The sequence below is a fragment of the Dyella sp. genome, assembly GCF_036384435.1.
In the GTDB taxonomy this organism is placed as follows: domain Bacteria; phylum Pseudomonadota; class Gammaproteobacteria; order Xanthomonadales; family Rhodanobacteraceae; genus GSA-30.
In genome coordinates this window covers 38,436-55,450 of record NZ_DASVMI010000158.1, presented here as the reverse complement: position 1 = coordinate 55,450, position 17,015 = coordinate 38,436, and the positions used below count along the sequence as shown (strand labels likewise).

Below are 17,015 nucleotides of genomic sequence, written 5' to 3'. Positions count from 1 at the left end.
CGACGAGGTGCCATCCTGGCGCCGGGCTAGTCATTCGCCGGGCATGAGCCGCGGCATCCGTCAATAAAAGGGAGAGTCTTGATGCGCCGTATCCTGTCCTGGTCGCTGTGTGGTTTGCTGGCCGTGTCGATGGCGCATGCCGCCGACGCGCCGAAGTTGCCCATGACCGAAGCCAACAACGCGGCAGCCGGATATGCCGGCACGCTCAATTTCTACGTCGGGCGCATGGCGTTCGCCTGCGAATCGGTGCTTGGACGACCCGAGGGTTTCGACAAGACGGTGGTGGCGCAGTGGCGTGCCCATGGCGAAAACGGCCGGCTTTTCGCTGGTGCCGTGGCGTACCTGGGCGATTCGCTTAAATTCATCGAGCAGACCCAGGGCGACGATGCGGGGAACGCCTTCTTTGCCGCCACCAGCCGGCCAGCCATCGAAAAAGCCAAGGCCGAAGTGGCCAGCGAGGTCACAGGCACGAACGAACAGAAGACAGCCACCTGCCATCGGTTCCTCGCACACGTGGCGGATGGCTCCCTGGATATCACCTCCAAATCCGAGCACTACCAAGCGCTCAGCCGTATGGCGGACGCGGCGGCCGGACATCCTTGAGCCGGCTGATCCGGGGCCAGGGCTGGAACTTTATGTGCTAATTCACATAATCTGAAATTATGTGTTGTGTCGCATAAAGCAAAATTATGTGCTGAAAGCGATATGGACGATTTATGGTGATTGGCGCATAGTGGGAGCCAGGAGGCCACCTATGCCTGATCTTGCTCGCACCCCCAAACAGCTTGGTGCGCTCGTGCGCCGCCAGCGAAAACGACTGGGATTGAGCCAGGGTGCCCTGGGTCAACGCGCAGGATTGCGGCAGGAAACCATTTCACTGATCGAAACCGGCAATCCAGCGACCCGGCTCGATACGCTGCTGGCCCTGCTCGCCGCCCTGGACCTGGAGCTTCAGGTGGCCGCGCGTACCCGCCAACATAGCGTCGAGGATCTGATCGGCTGATGGCCAGGACCCGCCGACATCCCCCTTTGCATGTCTATCAGAACGATCGACTGGTGGGCCATCTGCTGAAGGAGCCGAGCGGGGCGATCGCGTTTCGCTACGACTCGACATGGTTGGACCGTGAACTGGCTTTTCCCGTTTCGCTTTCACTGCCGTTGCGCGACGAACCGTGGCGGGGCGAGCCCGTCGTCGCGGTATTTGAGAACCTGCTGCCGGATTCGGAACTGTTGCGAAGGCGCGTGGCGGAGAAGGTGGGGGCCGCAGGGTCCGATGCCTATAGCCTGCTAGCCGTCATCGGCCGCGATTGCGTGGGGGCATTGCAATTCATCGATGACGACACGGCGCAGCCCAATGCCATGGCACCTGTTTCGGGCGACCCGGTCGACGAGGAGGCTATCGAGCGCCTGCTCAAGTCGTTGAAGCAAGCGCCGCTAGGGCTGTCCAAGGATGACGATTTCAGGATCTCGATCGCTGGCGCACAGGAAAAGACCGCGTTGCTCCAGGTTGATGGCCAGTGGTTCAAGCCGCATGGCACGACGCCGACGACGCACATGTTCAAGACGCAGATCGGCCGACTGCCCAATGGCATCGATCTGTCTGACAGTGTGGAAAACGAATTCTACTGCCTGCGCCTGCTCAAGCATCTGGGCATGCCCGTCAATCAGGCCGACATCATGACGTTCGGTCAGACCAAGGCTCTGGTCATCGAACGATTCGACCGGGTATGGAGCAACCATCACTTGATCCGCCTTCCCCAGGAGGATTGCTGCCAGGCGCTATCCGTGCCGCCGGGTCGCAAATACCAGAGCGACGGTGGTCCGGGCATTCTGGCCATTGCCAGCCTGCTCAATGGCAGCGACTCGCCAGCCGACGATCATTGCACCCTGTTCCAGGCTCAATTCGTCTTCTGGCTCATCGGTGCCACGGATGGTCATGCCAAGAATTTCAGTATCTTTCTGCATCCCCGGGGAGGCTATGCACTAACGCCGCTGTATGACGTGCTGAGTGCCCAACCCAGCCTCGATACGCGCCAGGTCGAGCGCAAGCAGATGAAGCTGGCCATGTCGATTGGCAACAGCAGGCACTTCCGTTTCGACGAGGTCCTGCCCAGGCACTTTTTTCAGACTGCCCAGAAGGCAGGCATTTCCGAATCTCTTGTTCGTCAAGCCATCGAGACCGTCGCTGCTCGCATGGAAGGGGCTCTGGCGTCGCTGGAGGCCGAGCTCCCAGCCGATTTCCCCCAGGCACTTCATGCGTCGATCAGCGCAGGGATTGGCAGACGTTTGCGGCTGCTGTCCATGGGGCAGGCATGACGGGATGGTCATCACGCCATCGAAAGTTAACCTGATTGCCAGGCCATATAGGCAGGATGAGCCTCAGGGGCATCCCCGATTCGAGGCAAGCTATCCCGCCACCGAGGATGAGCGCAGGGGTGGCCGGCATTCAGGTGAACTTGGACAATCATCCTGTTAAAGTGTCAAAAATATTTGACATATTTGCACATTCATGAATCTGAACCTCAAAGACATGGGACGGAGTGTTCGCGCCCGTCGCGCTGAGCTGGGGTTATCGCAGGCGCAACTGTCGCACCTGAGCGGCTTATCGCGGCAAACGCTCGTTGGGCTCGAGAACGGTACTTTGAGCGATCTGGGCGTGAACCGGGCAGCGCAGGTGTTGGCCGTGCTGGGCTTGGATGTAGCCGTGCCAAGCACGCAGGTGCGGAAAAAAAAGCGCGGCCTGTGGATGGCTGCCAAGAGCGCCAGCGTCAGCTATGCCAGTGAATTGAAGCCGGAAATCCTGAGCAAGGTGTTGGCCAGTGGCGAAGTGCCTCAACCCTATATTCCTCATCTGGCTCATCTACTGGATGAGACGCCAGTCTCGACAGTCGTGATGGCTGTGGAAGAGGCAGCTAGTGCGGCTCATGTATCGCCTCGGAAGGTGTGGCGTAATGTGGCGAAGCTGGCCAAGTCCTTGTCAGTTCATCGCCAGGATCTATGGGCATGATCTCGTTGCCACGCGCGGCATTGCCGAGCGGTGCATGGGAGGCATTGTTCCCCCGGGCACTGACACTTATCGCCGAAATCCGCACGCATGGTGGCATTGACGATCCGTTCTGGACGCTGGGCGGTGGCACCGTGCTGATGTTTCGCTACCGACACCGCCTGAGCAAAGACATCGACATCTTTGTCCCCGATCCGCAATACCTCGGGTTTGTCTCGCCTCGTTTGAGTGACGTCGCTGCAAGCTTGACGGAGGATTACACCGAGGCCTCGGATGCGTTCGTCAAACTTCAGTTTGAAGAGGGGGAGGTGGACTTTGTCGCCGCTCCCAACCTGCTGGACGATGCGTGGGAAACGTGGAACATCGGTGGGCACGTCGTGAGGGTCGAGAAAGCGGCCGAGATCATTGCCAAGAAGATGTATCACCGTGGAAATCGAGCCACGGCGCGCGACCTGTTCGACCTGGCCTTGGTCATCGAGCGCGAGCCTGCATCGTTACGGCAGGCTGAACCCTTTCTTGTTCGTCATCGCCAAGCTTTTCTGGAACAAGTACGACACCCGCATTCCACCCTGCGGGCGAGCTTCAATGCCATCGCGACATTGGATTACAAGCCGAGCTTCGAAGCTTGTGTCGAGATGGCCGAGCACTTTCTGGATGGGCTGTAACCCGAAGCTGCCGATCCAGGGGGCTGTCGCTTTACGAGATGCGCGCAATCAGTCTGGCGCGCAAACTTGCGATCAACGATACCGATGCATCCGCCTTGTCCTCCGTAGCGTCAACGATGGCCAGAACTGCCGCTCGCATCATTTCAATTTTCCCCGGTGCTTCATGGCGCCGGCCGGCATCAGCTAGGGCAGGTCTTCCACACCCGCAGCTGCATGGTCAGTGCCTGGGGCCGCTACACTTGCAGGTGGCATTGCCTGGGCTTCGCAGCATGGCCCGAGATAAATGCCGGTACATTTGCGGGTATGCTCAGTGTAAGCAATGGCGCGACACTTACAATTCGACGGGTTAGGCCTCGTATGCTTTTGATGATAGACAACTACGACTCCTTCACGTTCAACCTCGTCCAGTACCTGGGTGAGCTGGGGCAGGAAGTCAAGGTGGTGCGTAACGACGCGCTGGACGTGGCGGGTATTCGGGCGCTGGCGCCTTCGCACATCATGATCTCGCCGGGTCCGGGCACGCCTGATGATGCCGGGGTGTCGTTGGACCTTTTGGCGCAGCTGAGTGGCGAGATTCCGGTGTTCGGGGTGTGCCTGGGGCACCAGGCCATGGGTCAGGCGTTCGGCGGCAAGGTGGTGCGTGCCAAGCAGATCATGCACGGCAAGACCTCCATGGTTCGCCATCGCGGGCAGGGCGTGTTCGCGGGGTTGCCGGATCCGTTCGAAGCCACGCGTTATCACTCGCTGGTTGTCGAGCAGGCCTCGTTGCCCGACTGCCTGGAAGTGACCGCCTGGACCGAGAACGCGGACGGCTCCATCGATGAGATCATGGGTTTGCGCCACAAGACGCTCAATGTCGAAGGCGTGCAGTTTCACCCCGAATCCATCCTGACCCAGCATGGGCATGACTTGCTGGCCAATTTCATTGGCCTGCCCTTGAGGAAGCTGGCGGCATGAGTTTAGAGCGTCTGTTGGACGTGGGACGCCGCGTCAGCATCACACCGCAGGAGGCCCTGCAACGCACGATCGAACATCGCGAGATCTTTCACGACGAGATGATCGAACTGATGCGCCAGATCATGCGCGGCGAGGTCACGCCGTTGATGACGGCGGCGATCATGACCGGCCTGCGTGTGAAGAAGGAAACCGTCGGCGAAATCACCGGAGCGGCGCGCGTAATGCGCGAGCTCTCCGCGCGCGTGGAAGTACCGCCGCATGCGCACTTCCTGGACATCGTCGGCACGGGTGGCGATGGCGCATCCAGTTTCAACATTTCCACTGCATCGATGTTCGTGGCGGCGGCGGCCGGAGCACGGGTAGCCAAGCACGGTGGCCGCAGTGTTTCGTCCAAGTCGGGCAGTGCCGACGTGCTGGAGGCGCTCGGCGCGCGTATCGACTTGCAGCCGACCCAGGTGGCGCAGTGCATGCAGCAGACCGACATTGGTTTCATGTTCGCGCCCAACCACCATCCGGCAATGAAAGTGGTTGCACCGGTACGCAAGGAAATGGGTGTGCGAACGCTGTTCAACATTCTCGGGCCGCTGACCAACCCGGCCGGAGCGCCGAACATCCTCATGGGCGTGTTCCATCCTGACCTGGTAGGTATCCAGGTACGCGTGCTGCAAGCGCTGGGCGCTGAGCATGCGCTGGTGGTGTGGGGCCGCGATGGCATGGACGAAATCTCCCTGGGCGCGGCTACCCTGGTGGGTGAACTGCACCATGGCGAGGTGCGCGAATACGAAGTGGAGCCAGAAGATTTCGGCTTGGCGATGGCGTCCAGTCGCAACCTGCGCGTGGAAAATGCCGACGAATCCCGCGCGATGCTGCTGGAGGCGCTGGAAGGCCATCGCGGTGTGCCGCACGACATCGTCTGCCTGAATGCAGGCGCCGCATTGTACGCCGCCAATGTCGCCGACAACATCTCCGATGGCATCGAGCTGGCGCGGGCGACGATCGCCTCCGGCGCAGCGCGTGAAAAGCTGGATGCCTTTGTCGAAACAACCCGACAGCTCTCGGCGCAGCCGGGCTGATGCATCCTGCGATACCCTAGCCCTGTCCCCCACTCACCCCAAGTTTTAGATCATGGCCGATATCCTGACTCGCATCCTGGCCCGCAAGACCGAAGAACTGGCTGAGCGCAGCGCGCGCCTGCCACTGGCCGAGCTCTCCGCCCGCGTTGCCGACCTGCCCGATACGCGCGGTTTTGCCGCCGCCATCGAGGCCAAGATCGAAGCTGGCTTACCGGCGGTGATTGCCGAAGTAAAGAAGGCTAGTCCGAGCAAGGGCATCATTCGGCCGGATTTCGATCCTATCGCGATTGCGCGCAGCTACGAAGCCGGTGGCGCGGCCTGTCTGTCGGTGCTGACCGACAAGGACTTCTTCCACGGTAGCGAAGATTTCCTGCAACAGGCCCGCAATGCCTGCCAGTTGCCGGTGCTGCGCAAAGACTTCGTGATCGATCCGTACCAGGTCTACGAGGCGCGCGCCATTGGTGCGGACTGCATCCTGCTGATCGTTGCCGCGCTGGGCGATGCTGCCATGCTCGAGCTCTCGCTGCTGGCAGCCGAACTGGACCTGGATGTCCTGTGCGAAGTGCACGATGCCGAGGAAATGGAGCGGGCCCTGGCCCTGCCGGTGCCGTTGATCGGCGTCAACAATCGTAGCTTGCGCAGCTTCGAAACGACGCTCGATACCTCCATCGAGCTGCAGCAGATGATGGAGTACGATCGCGTCCTGGTCAGCGAGTCTGGCATTCATACGCACGAGGACGTCGAGCGTCTGCAAGATGCGGGCATCAATGCATTCCTCGTTGGTGAGGCCTTCATGCGTGCCGCTGACCCCGGGGCTGAACTGAAGCGTCTTTTCACGGGTAGTTGATTGCCATGCAAACAGGGGATGTTCCGGTCGCGCCGGACGCGGCCGGAACGGCGGCTACGCGCACGGTGTTGTTCGATTTCGATGGCGTGCTGATTCACGGCGACGCCTTCACGTTATTCATGCGCGAGCGTTATGCCCGTGCCTGGGCACGTCGCCTGCTCGCCTTGCTGGCGCTGCCATGGCTGCTGATACAGATGCCGGTGTCGCGCTGGTTGCCGGTGCGCAGCATGGTGCATATCGGTTTGCTTGGCTTGAACGAAACCCGTTACGTGCTAGCAGCGCGTGCCTTTGCCGCCGCGCTGGTGCGCCGGCCCAAGCAATTCAATCGTGATGCCTTGCAGGCCCTGCGCCGGCACCAGGCCGCGGGCGATCGCGTGGTGGTGGTCACTGGCTGTGAGCAGGTATTGGCCGAGAGCATCCTGGCCGAACTCGGGCTGGGTGCCATGGAGGTCGTCGCCTCCCGATTGCGGCAGGGCATGTTCGGCATGCGCGTGAAAATGCACAATATCGGCCGACAAAAACCCAGGCAACTGGCCGCGCATGGCATCGCTACCTGGCAGGTTGCCTATAGCGATTCGGCCAAGGACATCCCCATGTTGAAGGGAGCGACCGAGGCCGTGCTGGTCAACGCCACGCCTGCGGTCTGCAAGAAAGTGGAACGCGCGCTGGGCCGTACGGTCATACGCGTGGATTGGTTCTAGAGGTTTACCATGTCGGTCGAGATCATCCCCTACGCGCCCGAGTTGCGGGAGCACTTCTATCGCCTCAATGCGCAGTGGTTGCAACGCCATTTCCGCATCGAAGATATCGACCAGGTGATGTTGTCTGACCCGGAGCGCCATGTGCTGGCGCCCGGCGGGGTGATCCTGTTTGCCCGCCTGGGCCAGGACATCATTGGTACCTGTGCGTTGCTATGCGAATCGCCGGGCGTTTATGAGCTCTCGAAGATGGGCGTGGACGAGGCGTTTCACGGCCACGGGGCAGGGCGCAAGTTGCTCGATGCGGCCATTGCCGAGTTTCATCGCATGGGCGGTACCCGGCTCTTCCTGGAGTCGAACAGCAAACTGGAGCGAGCGCTGCGGATGTACGAGAAGTCCGGCTTCGTGAAGCAACCGACGATCCGTGAAGGCTCGCACTACGAGCGAGCGGACGTGTATTACGTCTATCAGGGCTAAGCCGCCCGTAGCGCGCGGCGAGGCTGGCGCACTGAAAACAGTCAGAGGTGATAAAGCCCTGCGCCCGGCATGGCTGAGCCGGTTGCCAGCTTTACAGTGTGCGCGGCAGGCTGGCCGCCACGCACACTGTGCCGCTTCACTCGCGATCAGCGCGTTCCGCGGACCACGATGGTCTTGCCCGACACGTCGATCATCCGCTGCTCTTCCAACTGCTTGAGCACGCGGCCAACCATTTCGCGCGAGCAACCCACGATCCGGCTGACCTCCTGGCGGGAGATGCGGATCTGGGTGCCTTCCGGGTGACTCATCGCGTCCGGCTCCTGGCACAGGTCCAGCAGGGTGCGCGAGATGCGATTGGTGACGTCCATGAACGCCATGCGGCTGACCTGGCGGGAGGTCCGCAGCAGGCGATTGGTCAGCTGCGCGCCAATGGAGAACAGGATTTTCGGGCATTCCTCGCGCAGCGGGCCTTCCAGCAACTGGAACAGGCGCTCGTAGCTGATCTCGGCCATTTCGCAGGCGGTGCGGGTGCGCACCATCGACTCGCGCTGGGCCTGTTCCACGAAAAGACCCATTTCGCCGATGAACTGGCCACGGCTCAGGTACGCCAGGATCAGCTCGCGCCCCTGCTCGTCCTCGGTGCAGACCGCCAGCGAGCCATCGATGATGTAGTAGAGCGTGTTGGCCGGATCGCCCGGTCGAATGATCGCTGTCTTGCCGGGATAGCGGCGCCGATGGCATAGCGCCAGGAAGCGCTCCATCGAGGCAGGGTCGGGGGCAAAGCCAGAAGGTGCTTGAGAGCGTTCAAACGCTTGTTGGAGTTGGTATTTGAGTTGCGCCACGTTCTGTCCCGAGAATTTGAGTCCAAGCACCGCCCCGAAGGGCGGAAAATCGTCCGTTACTGTCCCCTGGCTGCATTATGGCAAAGTCCCGACCCTCTCCGCAGGTTCTGTTTTCCTGAATTTTGCCTCATACTTCGCAGTCTTTCGGACTGCGACCGCCTCATGTGTCGCCTTCCGGTCACAAGGGTCGTGGAAGCTAACTACTTTCACGTCGAATTATCCAGCGGGGACCCTTGTCGCTAACCCGCCCTCTGATCGCCGTAAGATCCGGCCATGGAGAGTTGCTGTGGTGAAACCACTCCCGCGCCTGCGTCTGCAGGGCTTTAACAACCTGACCAAGGCGCTGAGCTTCAACATCTACGACATCTGCTACGCGGTGTCCGAAGAGCAGCGCCAGCGCTATATCGAATACATCGACGAACAGTACGATGCCGATCGCCTGACCCAGATCCTCACGGATGTGGCCGAGATCATCGGCGCCAACATTCTCAATATCGCGCGCCAGGACTACGACCCGCAAGGTGCTTCGGTGACAATCCTGATCTCCGAGGAGCCGGTGGTCGAAAAGCTGGGCCGGGACACGATCTCCGGCGCGGTGGTGGCTCACATGGACAAGAGCCACATCACCGTCCATACCTATCCGGAAACCCATCCGCACAATGGTATCGCCACGTTCCGCGCGGATATCGACGTGGCCACATGCGGTGTGATCTCCCCGCTGAAGGCCTTGAACTACCTGATCGACAGCTTCGAGTCAGATATCGTGGTCTGCGACTATCGCGTGCGTGGCTTTACCCGCGACGTGAAGGGCAAGAAGCACTTCATCGATCACAAGATCAACTCGGTGCAAGACTACCTGGCGCGCCACATTCGCCAGAAGTACGAAATGTTCGACGTGAACGTGTACCAGGAAAACATCTTCCACACGAAGATGCACATCAAGGACTTCGACCTGGATACCTACCTGTTCGAGGCCCACGCCGACGACCTGTCCTTCAAGGAGCGTCAGCGCATCGAATCCCTGCTGCGCCGGGAGATCGAAGAACTCTTCCACGGCCGCAACCTGATGTGAAACAAGACCCCGCCGAAAGGCGGGGTTTTTCTTTGGGGGCGGAGCCGGGCGGTGAGGGCGAGGGTTCTCTCGATCACCGGCGCTCGCAAGCTGCCGGGCCAAAGCCGACCCACGCGGAGCCGGACGGTCGCTCCGTCGCGCCGCGCCGCGCTGCTTGTGCTGGCATGGGGGCATCAAATCGCCAAGCCGGTCAGTGCCAGCCCAGGGCGTCAGATCCGATAAGCCACCGTCTTCATGATCTTCGACATCAGGCTCATCACCTGCGGCACCGGTATCGGTAGATCGATGCCACCTCGCGCCTGGGCACTCTCCGCGTGGCGGATTTCATCGGCCTGCATCTGTGTAAGGATCGCCCGCGAGCGCTCGTCCGCGGCCGGTAAGCTATCGAGGTGTTCGGCCAGGTGGGCTTCTACCTGGCGCTCGGTTTCCACCACGAAGCCAAGGCTGATCGGGTCGCCCACCACCGCGGCGGCCACCCCGATGGCGTAGCTGCCGGCATACCAAAGTGGGTTGAGCAGGCTCGGCCGGCTATCGAGTTCTTTCAGGCGCTCGGCGCACCAGGCCAGGTGATCGGTTTCCTCGGCGGCCGCGTGCAGCAGGTGCTCGCGGTTCTCCGGCGTGCGTGCCAGCGCCGCCTGCCCCACATAAAGTGCCTGGGCGCAGACCTCCCCGGTGTGGTTGATGCGCATCAATCCAGCGGCGTGCCGGCGAGCCTTGTCATCCATGTCCGCCTCGGTGATGCCCCTGCCTGGCGAGGGGCGGGTCGCTTCCGGTTCACCGGCCACGGCTTCCATGGCGCGCTCAAGGCCGGCAAGCAGGCGGTCGAGCGGAGAGAGCGAGCGGGCGGCATGCATGGGAGCTCCTTGGAGAGGGTGGCCGCGAGAGCGGCGACGGGTATTATTGGACGACAGCGCAAGCTCCGTTGCCAGCCGGCAACCTGTCGCAGCGTCTTGCCTGACGTCGGGTAAAAAAGCAGATGCATCCAGGGGCTTTCCAAGACCCCCGGTCTTCATGCTAAGCTTACCGACTCACAGCTCTCCGGACCCGGTAGGGCTTGCGCTAAAGGTGAAAGTTCCGCTATCATCCCGCGCCTTTGATTCACTGATTAATGCCCAACCGCCGAGTGTGGCGGCTTTATAGGTATTCCGAAATGAAAACGTTCAGCGCCAAGCCGGAAAGCGTCAAGCGCGACTGGTTCGTGATCGACGCCACGGACAAGACGCTCGGTCGCTTGTCCACCGAGATCGCGCGCCGCCTGCGCGGCAAGCACAAGCCGGAGTTCACCCCGCACGTCGATACCGGCGATTACATCGTCGTGGTCAACGCCGAAAAGGTGGCTGTCACCGGTGCGAAGCTGGACGACAAGATGTATCACCGCTTCACCGGCTACGTCGGCAACCTGAAGACCACCAGTCTGAAGGACATGCTGGCCACGCACCCGGAGCGCGTGATCGAAATCGCCGTCAAGGGCATGCTGCCGAAGAACCCGCTGGGCCGTGCGATGTACCGCAAGCTCAAGGTGTACGGCGGTGCCGAACATCCGCATACCGCTCAGCAGCCGCACGCGCTGGAAATCTAAGGAATCATTATGGCGATCCAGCAGAATTACGGCACCGGCCGCCGCAAGACCTCCGCCGCTCGCGTGTTCCTGCGCAAGGGCAAGGGCGATATCACGGTCAACGGCAAGACCCTTGACCAGTTCTTCGGCCGCGAGACCTCGCGCATGATCGTGCGCCAGCCGCTCGAGCTGACCGAGAACGTCGACAAGTTCGACATCATGGTCACCGTGTCCGGCGGTGGCATCACCGGCCAGGCCGGCGCCATTCGCCTCGGCATTGCTCGCGCACTGATCGAGTACGACGAAAGCCTGAAGTCGCCGCTCCGCAAGGCCGGCTTCGTGACCCGCGACGCTCGTGAAGTCGAGCGTAAGAAGGTCGGTCTGCACAAGGCACGTCGCGCCACGCAGTTCTCGAAGCGTTAATTGTTCTGTACAATTAACCGCTTCAACTGATCGATACAACGCGTCAGAGCGTATCGATCGGCGGATTATTGGGAGATCGTCTAACGGTAGGACAACGGACTCTGACTCCGTTTATCTAGGTTCGAATCCTAGTCTCCCAGCCAAACTGAAAAAGCCCTGCGAATGCAGGGCTTTTTTTATGCCTGCGTTTTGGGTGCTCGGGCGGCTTGGTCGGTACAAGTCATGCGCTTGGCACATCATCTTTGGCGGGACACGTCGGGTATCTGGTATTTCCGGGTGGTCGTTCCCCGGCGCCTCAGGGAAGCCCTGGGGCGGAGCCTGATCAAGCAATCGCTTCGCACCCGCGATCCCGTCCAGGCCCGGGCCTGGTCTTATGTCCTCAGCGCCAAGTGTGCTCAAATCTTCGCCATGGCCGGACAGGGAGGGCGGGGCATGGGCGGTGTGTCGTGGGGCGGCGATGCCGACGAGCCTGACGAGGGGGACGATCTGACCCAGCGTCTCGGTCTGACCGTTCGCAAATGGGAAGTCGAAACGCCTGACGGCCACAAGGTGCGCACGGATGGTAGCCAGGGCGACCATGAGAATGGGATGGCTGCCTTGCGCGCCATTCTGGAAAGGCGTGACCCATCATCCGGGTCCGCGACATCCACCGGTTCGAGGTGGCTGACTTTGGACGCCGCCATCAAGGATTACGCCGAGGTGGAAGCGGTCACGCTCAAGCCCAACACCTGGGCTCAACGTTCCCGCGCCTTGCAAGGGTTTGTCGACGTGATCGGTGGCCGCCGGCAGGTCTCTACCGTCTCGCGCACCATGGCCAGCGTGTGGAGCGATGGCTTGCTGCGCTCCGGTAAGAGCAAGAGTTACGTGGCCAACTGCGTCAGCCACGTGGCTCAACTGTTCGAGGCCCTGGTCAACAAAGGCCACCTCACCACCAACCCTGTGAAGGGGCTGGTGGTCGTTAAGAAGAGGGAGAAGGCCGCGCGGCGCTCCGAGGGGCACGAGTGGGAGCCGTTCGAGGTCGAGCAACTCCAACGCATTTTTGATCCGACCAATCTGGCAAAGCCACGGATGGAGCACGTGCGCTGGGGCGCTGTCATCGCGCTTTACACGGGTGCCCGTGTTGGGGAAATTGCCCAAATCTTCCTGCGGGATTTCGTGACGCATGGCGACACGCCTTGTTTGAAGATTTGCGCCGACAGTGATGGCCAAGGGATCAAGACGGGTGAAGGAGGGGAGCGCCTGGTTCCCCTGCATCCGGATTTGATCCGGCTGGGTTTGATGGAACGTGTTGATGCGTTGCGCGCCGCCGGTGCGGAGCGGTTGTTCCCCCACATGCGCATTGACAGCGCGGCAGGTCGGGGCAACTCCATCACCAAGGGCTTCGGGTATTACCTGAAAGGTCTGGGCATCACACCGCGACGTGCGCATGGCATCTTGGGCATCCATTCGTTGCGCAAGACGGTCATTCAAACCCTGCAAGGTTCATCGCTATCAGCAGAGCGGCGGCGCGCATTGGTCGGCCATGAAGCCGGAGGCCCAGCGCCAGATACTCATGCCGCCGCTTACATGCGACCGTGGACGGCCAAAGAGTTGGCGGCTTACCACCCGGCGTTGCCGTGGAGTTGCTGGTTGGACTTTGAAAAGGTCCGGGGTTTGTTGCATGAGAAAAGGTTTCGTGAAGCTTGGCGATCTGAGGCGTCTATTGACCCATGACTATTACTTACCGATCTAAGGAGGTCGAAGTGGCGAAGCAAGAGATGATCGCGGCTAAGGGTAGCTATCAAATTGCACGAGCGTCTGGCCCTTGGCTGGCGATGTGTGAAGTTGAGATCTATCAAGATCAGGATGGCAACCAACGCGCGGTTGAAAAGTTCTACGTGCAACGAACCGGGCAAAAAGAAATCGACTGGGTATCTCATTTTTCTGCTGCAATCGCAGAGGCAGAACAACGCAATTTGCTCTTGGATCCACAGATAATCAAAGGGCGCCTACCCACGACATATTCCATTCAATATGCGGCCAAGGTGGGTTCTTGCATTCCAAAGCTCGAAGTCTCTGTCGAATATGACGAAGAAGGCCGCGAGCTGCCTCACGTGTATCACTTTCGTGTTGATGGTCCCGATGGCAGTATGAAAGTTGCCAAAAGCTGGGATGACGCTCTCGAACTAGCAAGGACTTGGGATGCTGAGATCAACCCTGTTTTAAGCCCGGACGGGACGATGCAGCCAAGCAGCGACAGCAAGGCTGGGAGGCTAAATCCGTTTCAACGACACAGGTGATTCAGCCCTTGCCCTCTTAAGGCTTTCCATTGCTCGGCAATTCGTGCCGGAAGCGATGACCCACAGGATAGCTATGGGTGTATTGCCAGCTTTCGATCCATTGCGGATGTTCCCATCGCTCGTCACAAAGTTCGAGTGATTTGTCAGCCGCTTTAATCGCCTCTTCTGGCTGCATATGGCAAAGCAAAGAGGTGAACGCAGCAAGCCACAGCTGTTTCTTGGTCGGTTCGTGTGGGGTGATCAGGTAAGGGTAGGTGTTCATGAGGCCTCCGGTTGAGTGCAACCTAGTCGAAGTCCAGCACCTGTCAAGCCGAAGCAAATAGACGTCCAAATCAAGGTCGCAGAGCGCGTCTATGTGTTGTCTCAACACGCCGCTCAGAGCAAAGGCAACGCCTATGCGTTGCCTCCCAAGCTAAGAGCAACCCCGCGAGCGTCAAGCCTTCGAGACTTGATATGCGTCTCAGAATGCATTCGTAGGTTTTCTCCGCAGGCTTGACAGCGTTTGGCCGTCTGCTTTGATGTTCGCGTGGGGGCGAGCAGGCACAGATGGGGTCGGCAGCCGCTGCGTGTTTTCCGGTCATGGATGACCACCGATCGCTTCTCGGCCGGGGACGGGATCGAAGCCACAAGGATGAGGAATGGTTCCACATGCTCGCCCCCACCTCGAAGTTCACAGCCGAAGCAAAACGCATTCCGCGATCGCGGGTGTGGCGTATCGGTTGGGCCTCCGTCTTTACGATCGCCGCACCGGCATCTGGCACGACTATCGAAAGCGCCAGGTGGGTGAAGAGATCGTCCGTGCCCTGACCATCGCGCCGCCTGGTGCTCCGGCGTGGGCTTCTGATCCTCATGAGCTCTGGTCCAGGGCGGAGGCAGCAGAGAAACGAAAGGACGCCGCGGTGGCCAGGGACTATCGCATCCCGATCCCTCTGGGGCTTTCGGATACCGCAGCGGGTGACATGGCCGAAGCCATGGCGCGCTACCTCGTCGAACAGCTCAGCGTTCCCGTTTCCATCGGCGTGCATCGGGACAATGTCGTGGACGCGGTCGGCGAGGCGAAACCCGAGGAGAAGATCGGGTTTCATGCCCACTTGTATTTCCCGACGCGGTCACTGGAACAGATGGTCGGCGAAGACGGCACCTCTGAATGGGCCTTTGGGCCGAAGCTGGTTTTGCTGGCGAGCAAGCGTGAAGGGAGCGCCTTTGTGGATCAGCTCAACGCGCGCTGGGCATCGTTGGCCAACCAGTTCACCCGCGAGGCTGGCTTGGCCGCTGACTATGACCACCGCAGCTACAAGCGGATGGAGTTGGATCTCACCCCACAACCCACGTTGGGCGCCGCTGCGGTGGCCATGGAGCGCAAGGGCTTCTTCACCCGTCGCGGTGACGCTCTGCGTGGCGACATCATCTTGCCGTCTCGCCTATACGAAGCCGCCCACGCGGTGGTGCTGGCGGAACAGCAGGCGCGGGCTCAGGCGGACGTGGCCCGAGAGGCGGGAAGCCACCAAGCCCTAGACGCTGCGGTCGCGCTCGGCGAGGTGCCGCCGACAGCGACGCCGGCCCCCTTGTCCGTCTGCGATGGTGCATCGGAGTCGCCGGCTGTTGCCATGGAACAGGCTCCGGCGTTCTCGGAACCCGAGATGCCCTGGCCGCCACTCCCAGAAGACGCTCCTGGTTCGCTGCTCATGCGGTTCCGGGCAGTAGCCCCGGTTCCAGAAACCTTGGAGGCCCACCAGGCGTTGAGCAGGGTGGCCAGGTTGGTACAAGTCATCGGGCGGATCCTTCGGGCCTTGTCTGAGCTCGGGGACCGGTTCCGGGACCATGAAGAAAACCGGGGGCGCAGGATGGCGGCCAAGCTGGACACCGACGCTCAGCTCCACGAGGCCCGCATCCGTCGAGCTGCGGCTCGGCAGCAGTTAGACCGGTGGGAGGCGGCGCACCCTTTGAAGATGTGGGCAGCCAAGGCATCCGGCAGCGAGGATGGCAAACCAGTGGAATGGCGGGCATTGCACCAAGAGGCCGCTGTGCTGGATCGCCGCGTGCAGGAGATCAAAGGGTCACGTCGGCGGCATCAGGTGCACCTGGATGCCTTCGATCAGGAAGCCGTGGTGTTGAAGCAGCAACGAGCGGAGAGGGAGGGTCGATTGGCTCAGGTCGTGGAACGTGTCCGGGCGGAAAGCCTGGTGCTGGCCGACAAACTAATGTCGGTGGTCAACGATGAGGAAAGGGCGCGAATTGAAGGGGCTGCGCCACAGGGGGCGCCTTTGCTGCACCGCCTGGTGGAAGACGCCTCACCACCGAAACCGAAGCCGTCTCCCACGCCCCGCATGACTTACCCTCGATAGGGAGGGGTAGAGGCAAGTTGAAGATTTTTTGTCAAGTGGTAATCATGCGACCAATGGCGAGCTGACGCCATGTCTCAGCCGGTGAGTTGCTTGCGCAAGATCCTCAGGTGCATTGCCACGGAGATGGATATGTCGAGCTACATCTTTGTTTCCCCTGGATCGGATCCTGGGATGGGGCGCCCCCTAGTGGATCCCGCGCTATCGAGCGCGCGGCCAACCATGGGGACTTGCCGGCCAGACTTGCGGCGCCTCGTCAAACTGGGAGACCAAATATTTGTCGTGAGTGGAAGCATGGGACGCCTGGTTAGCCAATATGTCATTGGGGGCCTGGAAGTCCACGACAAACTTCCGAACCAGATGGCTGCCTTTCAAAGGTATCCAGAGCATCAAATTCATTTCAATGAAGCGGGCCAACGGTTGGGCAACATCATCGTTACCGCAGATGGTGCACATGATCCAAGAGATGATCATGGCAACTTTGACCGGCGCATACAAAATTATCTGGTCGGAAAAAACCCTGTGGTTCTTGAAACGGAACGCGAGGTCGCCTTGGGACGCGAGCACTCCGTCGAAATTCTCTCACGTGTTTTTGATAAGCCGGCTGCAAGACGAGTTAAGGATGTGATTGGACGTATGCGGAAACTATCCGACGAGCAAGCGGGCCGACTGCGCGAGGCCCTCATGCAAATAAAGGCTGAGGCCAGACGGTGATAAGCCTTGCAGAACATCTGAGCAATAGGCACCTTTCGCTGCTCGAAGTTTCGCGGCGAACCCA

20 protein-coding genes and 1 tRNA gene are annotated in these 17,015 nt (G+C 60.6%); 18 read left to right on the top strand and 3 right to left on the bottom strand.

What is annotated here, in order from left to right:
* Nucleotides 1-81 precede the first annotated feature (81 nt).
* From VF436_RS15940 to VF436_RS15895, 10 genes are all read left to right on the top strand, one after another.
* Nucleotides 82-603, top strand: a complete 522-nt coding sequence (locus VF436_RS15940; protein WP_330905014.1) for a hypothetical protein — start codon at nt 82-84, stop codon at nt 601-603.
* A 151-nt stretch (nt 604-754) separates the two neighbouring features.
* Nucleotides 755-1,003 carry a helix-turn-helix transcriptional regulator gene (locus VF436_RS15935; protein WP_330905013.1) on the top strand — a complete coding sequence of 83 codons (249 nt, stop codon included), beginning with the start codon at nt 755-757 and terminating at the stop codon, nt 1,001-1,003.
* Nucleotides 1,003-2,316 (top strand): type II toxin-antitoxin system HipA family toxin, encoded by a 1,314-nt coding sequence (locus VF436_RS15930; protein WP_330905012.1) that lies wholly within the window; start codon nt 1,003-1,005, stop codon nt 2,314-2,316. Before VF436_RS15935 ends, VF436_RS15930 begins: the two co-directional genes overlap by 1 nt.
* 193 nt (nt 2,317-2,509) lie before the next feature.
* Nucleotides 2,510-3,007: a helix-turn-helix transcriptional regulator gene (locus tag VF436_RS15925; protein ID WP_330905011.1), complete on the top strand. Its 498-nt coding sequence runs from the start codon at nt 2,510-2,512 to the stop codon at nt 3,005-3,007.
* Nucleotides 3,004-3,669, top strand: coding sequence for a nucleotidyl transferase AbiEii/AbiGii toxin family protein (locus VF436_RS15920; protein ID WP_330905010.1), 666 nt, complete (start codon nt 3,004-3,006; stop codon nt 3,667-3,669). The genes VF436_RS15925 and VF436_RS15920 overlap by 4 nt, the downstream gene beginning before the upstream one ends.
* A 357-nt stretch (nt 3,670-4,026) precedes the next feature.
* Nucleotides 4,027-4,626: an aminodeoxychorismate/anthranilate synthase component II gene (locus VF436_RS15915; protein WP_330905009.1), complete on the top strand. Its 600-nt coding sequence runs from the start codon at nt 4,027-4,029 to the stop codon at nt 4,624-4,626.
* On the top strand, nt 4,623-5,699 hold the full coding sequence (gene trpD / locus VF436_RS15910; protein WP_330905008.1) for an anthranilate phosphoribosyltransferase: 1,077 nt from the start codon (nt 4,623-4,625) through the stop codon (nt 5,697-5,699). Before VF436_RS15915 ends, trpD begins: the two co-directional genes overlap by 4 nt.
* A 52-nt stretch (nt 5,700-5,751) precedes the next feature.
* Nucleotides 5,752-6,546 carry an indole-3-glycerol phosphate synthase TrpC gene (gene trpC, locus VF436_RS15905; protein ID WP_330905007.1) on the top strand — a complete coding sequence of 265 codons (795 nt, stop codon included), beginning with the start codon at nt 5,752-5,754 and terminating at the stop codon, nt 6,544-6,546.
* Between the two features lie 5 nt (nt 6,547-6,551).
* The gene (locus VF436_RS15900) at nt 6,552-7,247 is read left to right on the top strand and encodes an HAD family hydrolase (RefSeq protein ID WP_330905006.1); all 696 of its coding nucleotides are present in this window, start codon (nt 6,552-6,554) and stop codon (nt 7,245-7,247) included.
* A 9-nt stretch (nt 7,248-7,256) separates the two neighbouring features.
* A complete protein-coding gene (locus VF436_RS15895) occupies nt 7,257-7,721 on the top strand; it encodes a GNAT family N-acetyltransferase (RefSeq protein ID WP_330905005.1) in 465 nt (154 codons plus the stop codon).
* 146 nt (nt 7,722-7,867) lie between these two features.
* On the opposite strand, the gene crp is transcribed toward VF436_RS15895, so the two are convergent.
* Complete coding sequence (gene crp, locus VF436_RS15890; RefSeq protein WP_330905004.1) at nt 7,868-8,563, bottom strand: cAMP-activated global transcriptional regulator CRP; 696 nt, start codon at nt 8,561-8,563, stop codon at nt 7,868-7,870.
* Nucleotides 8,564-8,849: 286 nt separating this feature from the next.
* Here crp and speD point away from each other — a divergent pair, with 286 nt between their 5' ends.
* A complete protein-coding gene (gene speD, locus VF436_RS15885; RefSeq protein ID WP_330905003.1) occupies nt 8,850-9,635 on the top strand; it encodes an adenosylmethionine decarboxylase in 786 nt (261 codons plus the stop codon).
* Nucleotides 9,636-9,844: 209 nt separating this feature from the next.
* Here the strand turns inward: speD and coq7 are convergent, their stop codons facing one another.
* Nucleotides 9,845-10,489, bottom strand: coding sequence for a 2-polyprenyl-3-methyl-6-methoxy-1,4-benzoquinone monooxygenase (coq7, locus tag VF436_RS15880; RefSeq protein WP_330905002.1), 645 nt, complete (start codon nt 10,487-10,489; stop codon nt 9,845-9,847).
* 296 nt (nt 10,490-10,785) lie between these two features.
* Between coq7 and rplM the strand changes: the two genes are divergently transcribed.
* The 5 genes from rplM (at nt 10,786) to VF436_RS15855 (ending at nt 13,895) form a co-directional block, all read left to right on the top strand.
* Nucleotides 10,786-11,214 carry a 50S ribosomal protein L13 gene (rplM, locus tag VF436_RS15875; protein ID WP_330905001.1) on the top strand — a complete coding sequence of 143 codons (429 nt, stop codon included), beginning with the start codon at nt 10,786-10,788 and terminating at the stop codon, nt 11,212-11,214.
* Between the two features lie 9 nt (nt 11,215-11,223).
* Nucleotides 11,224-11,616, top strand: coding sequence for a 30S ribosomal protein S9 (rpsI, locus tag VF436_RS15870; protein ID WP_330905000.1), 393 nt, complete (start codon nt 11,224-11,226; stop codon nt 11,614-11,616).
* Nucleotides 11,617-11,685: 69 nt separating this feature from the next.
* Nucleotides 11,686-11,759, top strand: a tRNA-Gln gene (locus VF436_RS15865).
* A 79-nt stretch (nt 11,760-11,838) separates the two neighbouring features.
* Nucleotides 11,839-13,329, top strand: coding sequence for a site-specific integrase (locus tag VF436_RS15860; protein ID WP_330904999.1), 1,491 nt, complete (start codon nt 11,839-11,841; stop codon nt 13,327-13,329).
* The gene (locus tag VF436_RS15855; protein WP_330904998.1) at nt 13,326-13,895 is read left to right on the top strand and encodes a hypothetical protein; all 570 of its coding nucleotides are present in this window, start codon (nt 13,326-13,328) and stop codon (nt 13,893-13,895) included. Before VF436_RS15860 ends, VF436_RS15855 begins: the two co-directional genes overlap by 4 nt.
* A 16-nt stretch (nt 13,896-13,911) precedes the next feature.
* On the opposite strand, the gene VF436_RS15850 is transcribed toward VF436_RS15855, so the two are convergent.
* Nucleotides 13,912-14,157: a hypothetical protein gene (locus VF436_RS15850; protein ID WP_330904997.1), complete on the bottom strand. Its 246-nt coding sequence runs from the start codon at nt 14,155-14,157 to the stop codon at nt 13,912-13,914.
* Between the two features lie 376 nt (nt 14,158-14,533).
* On the opposite strand from VF436_RS15850, the gene VF436_RS15845 reads away from it, so the two are divergent.
* Both VF436_RS15845 and VF436_RS15840 read left to right on the top strand, forming a co-directional pair.
* The gene (locus VF436_RS15845) at nt 14,534-16,240 is read left to right on the top strand and encodes a MobA/MobL family protein (protein ID WP_330904996.1); all 1,707 of its coding nucleotides are present in this window, start codon (nt 14,534-14,536) and stop codon (nt 16,238-16,240) included.
* Between the two features lie 291 nt (nt 16,241-16,531).
* Nucleotides 16,532-16,951 (top strand): hypothetical protein, encoded by a 420-nt coding sequence (locus tag VF436_RS15840; protein WP_330904995.1) that lies wholly within the window; start codon nt 16,532-16,534, stop codon nt 16,949-16,951.
* Nucleotides 16,952-17,015 lie beyond the last annotated feature (64 nt).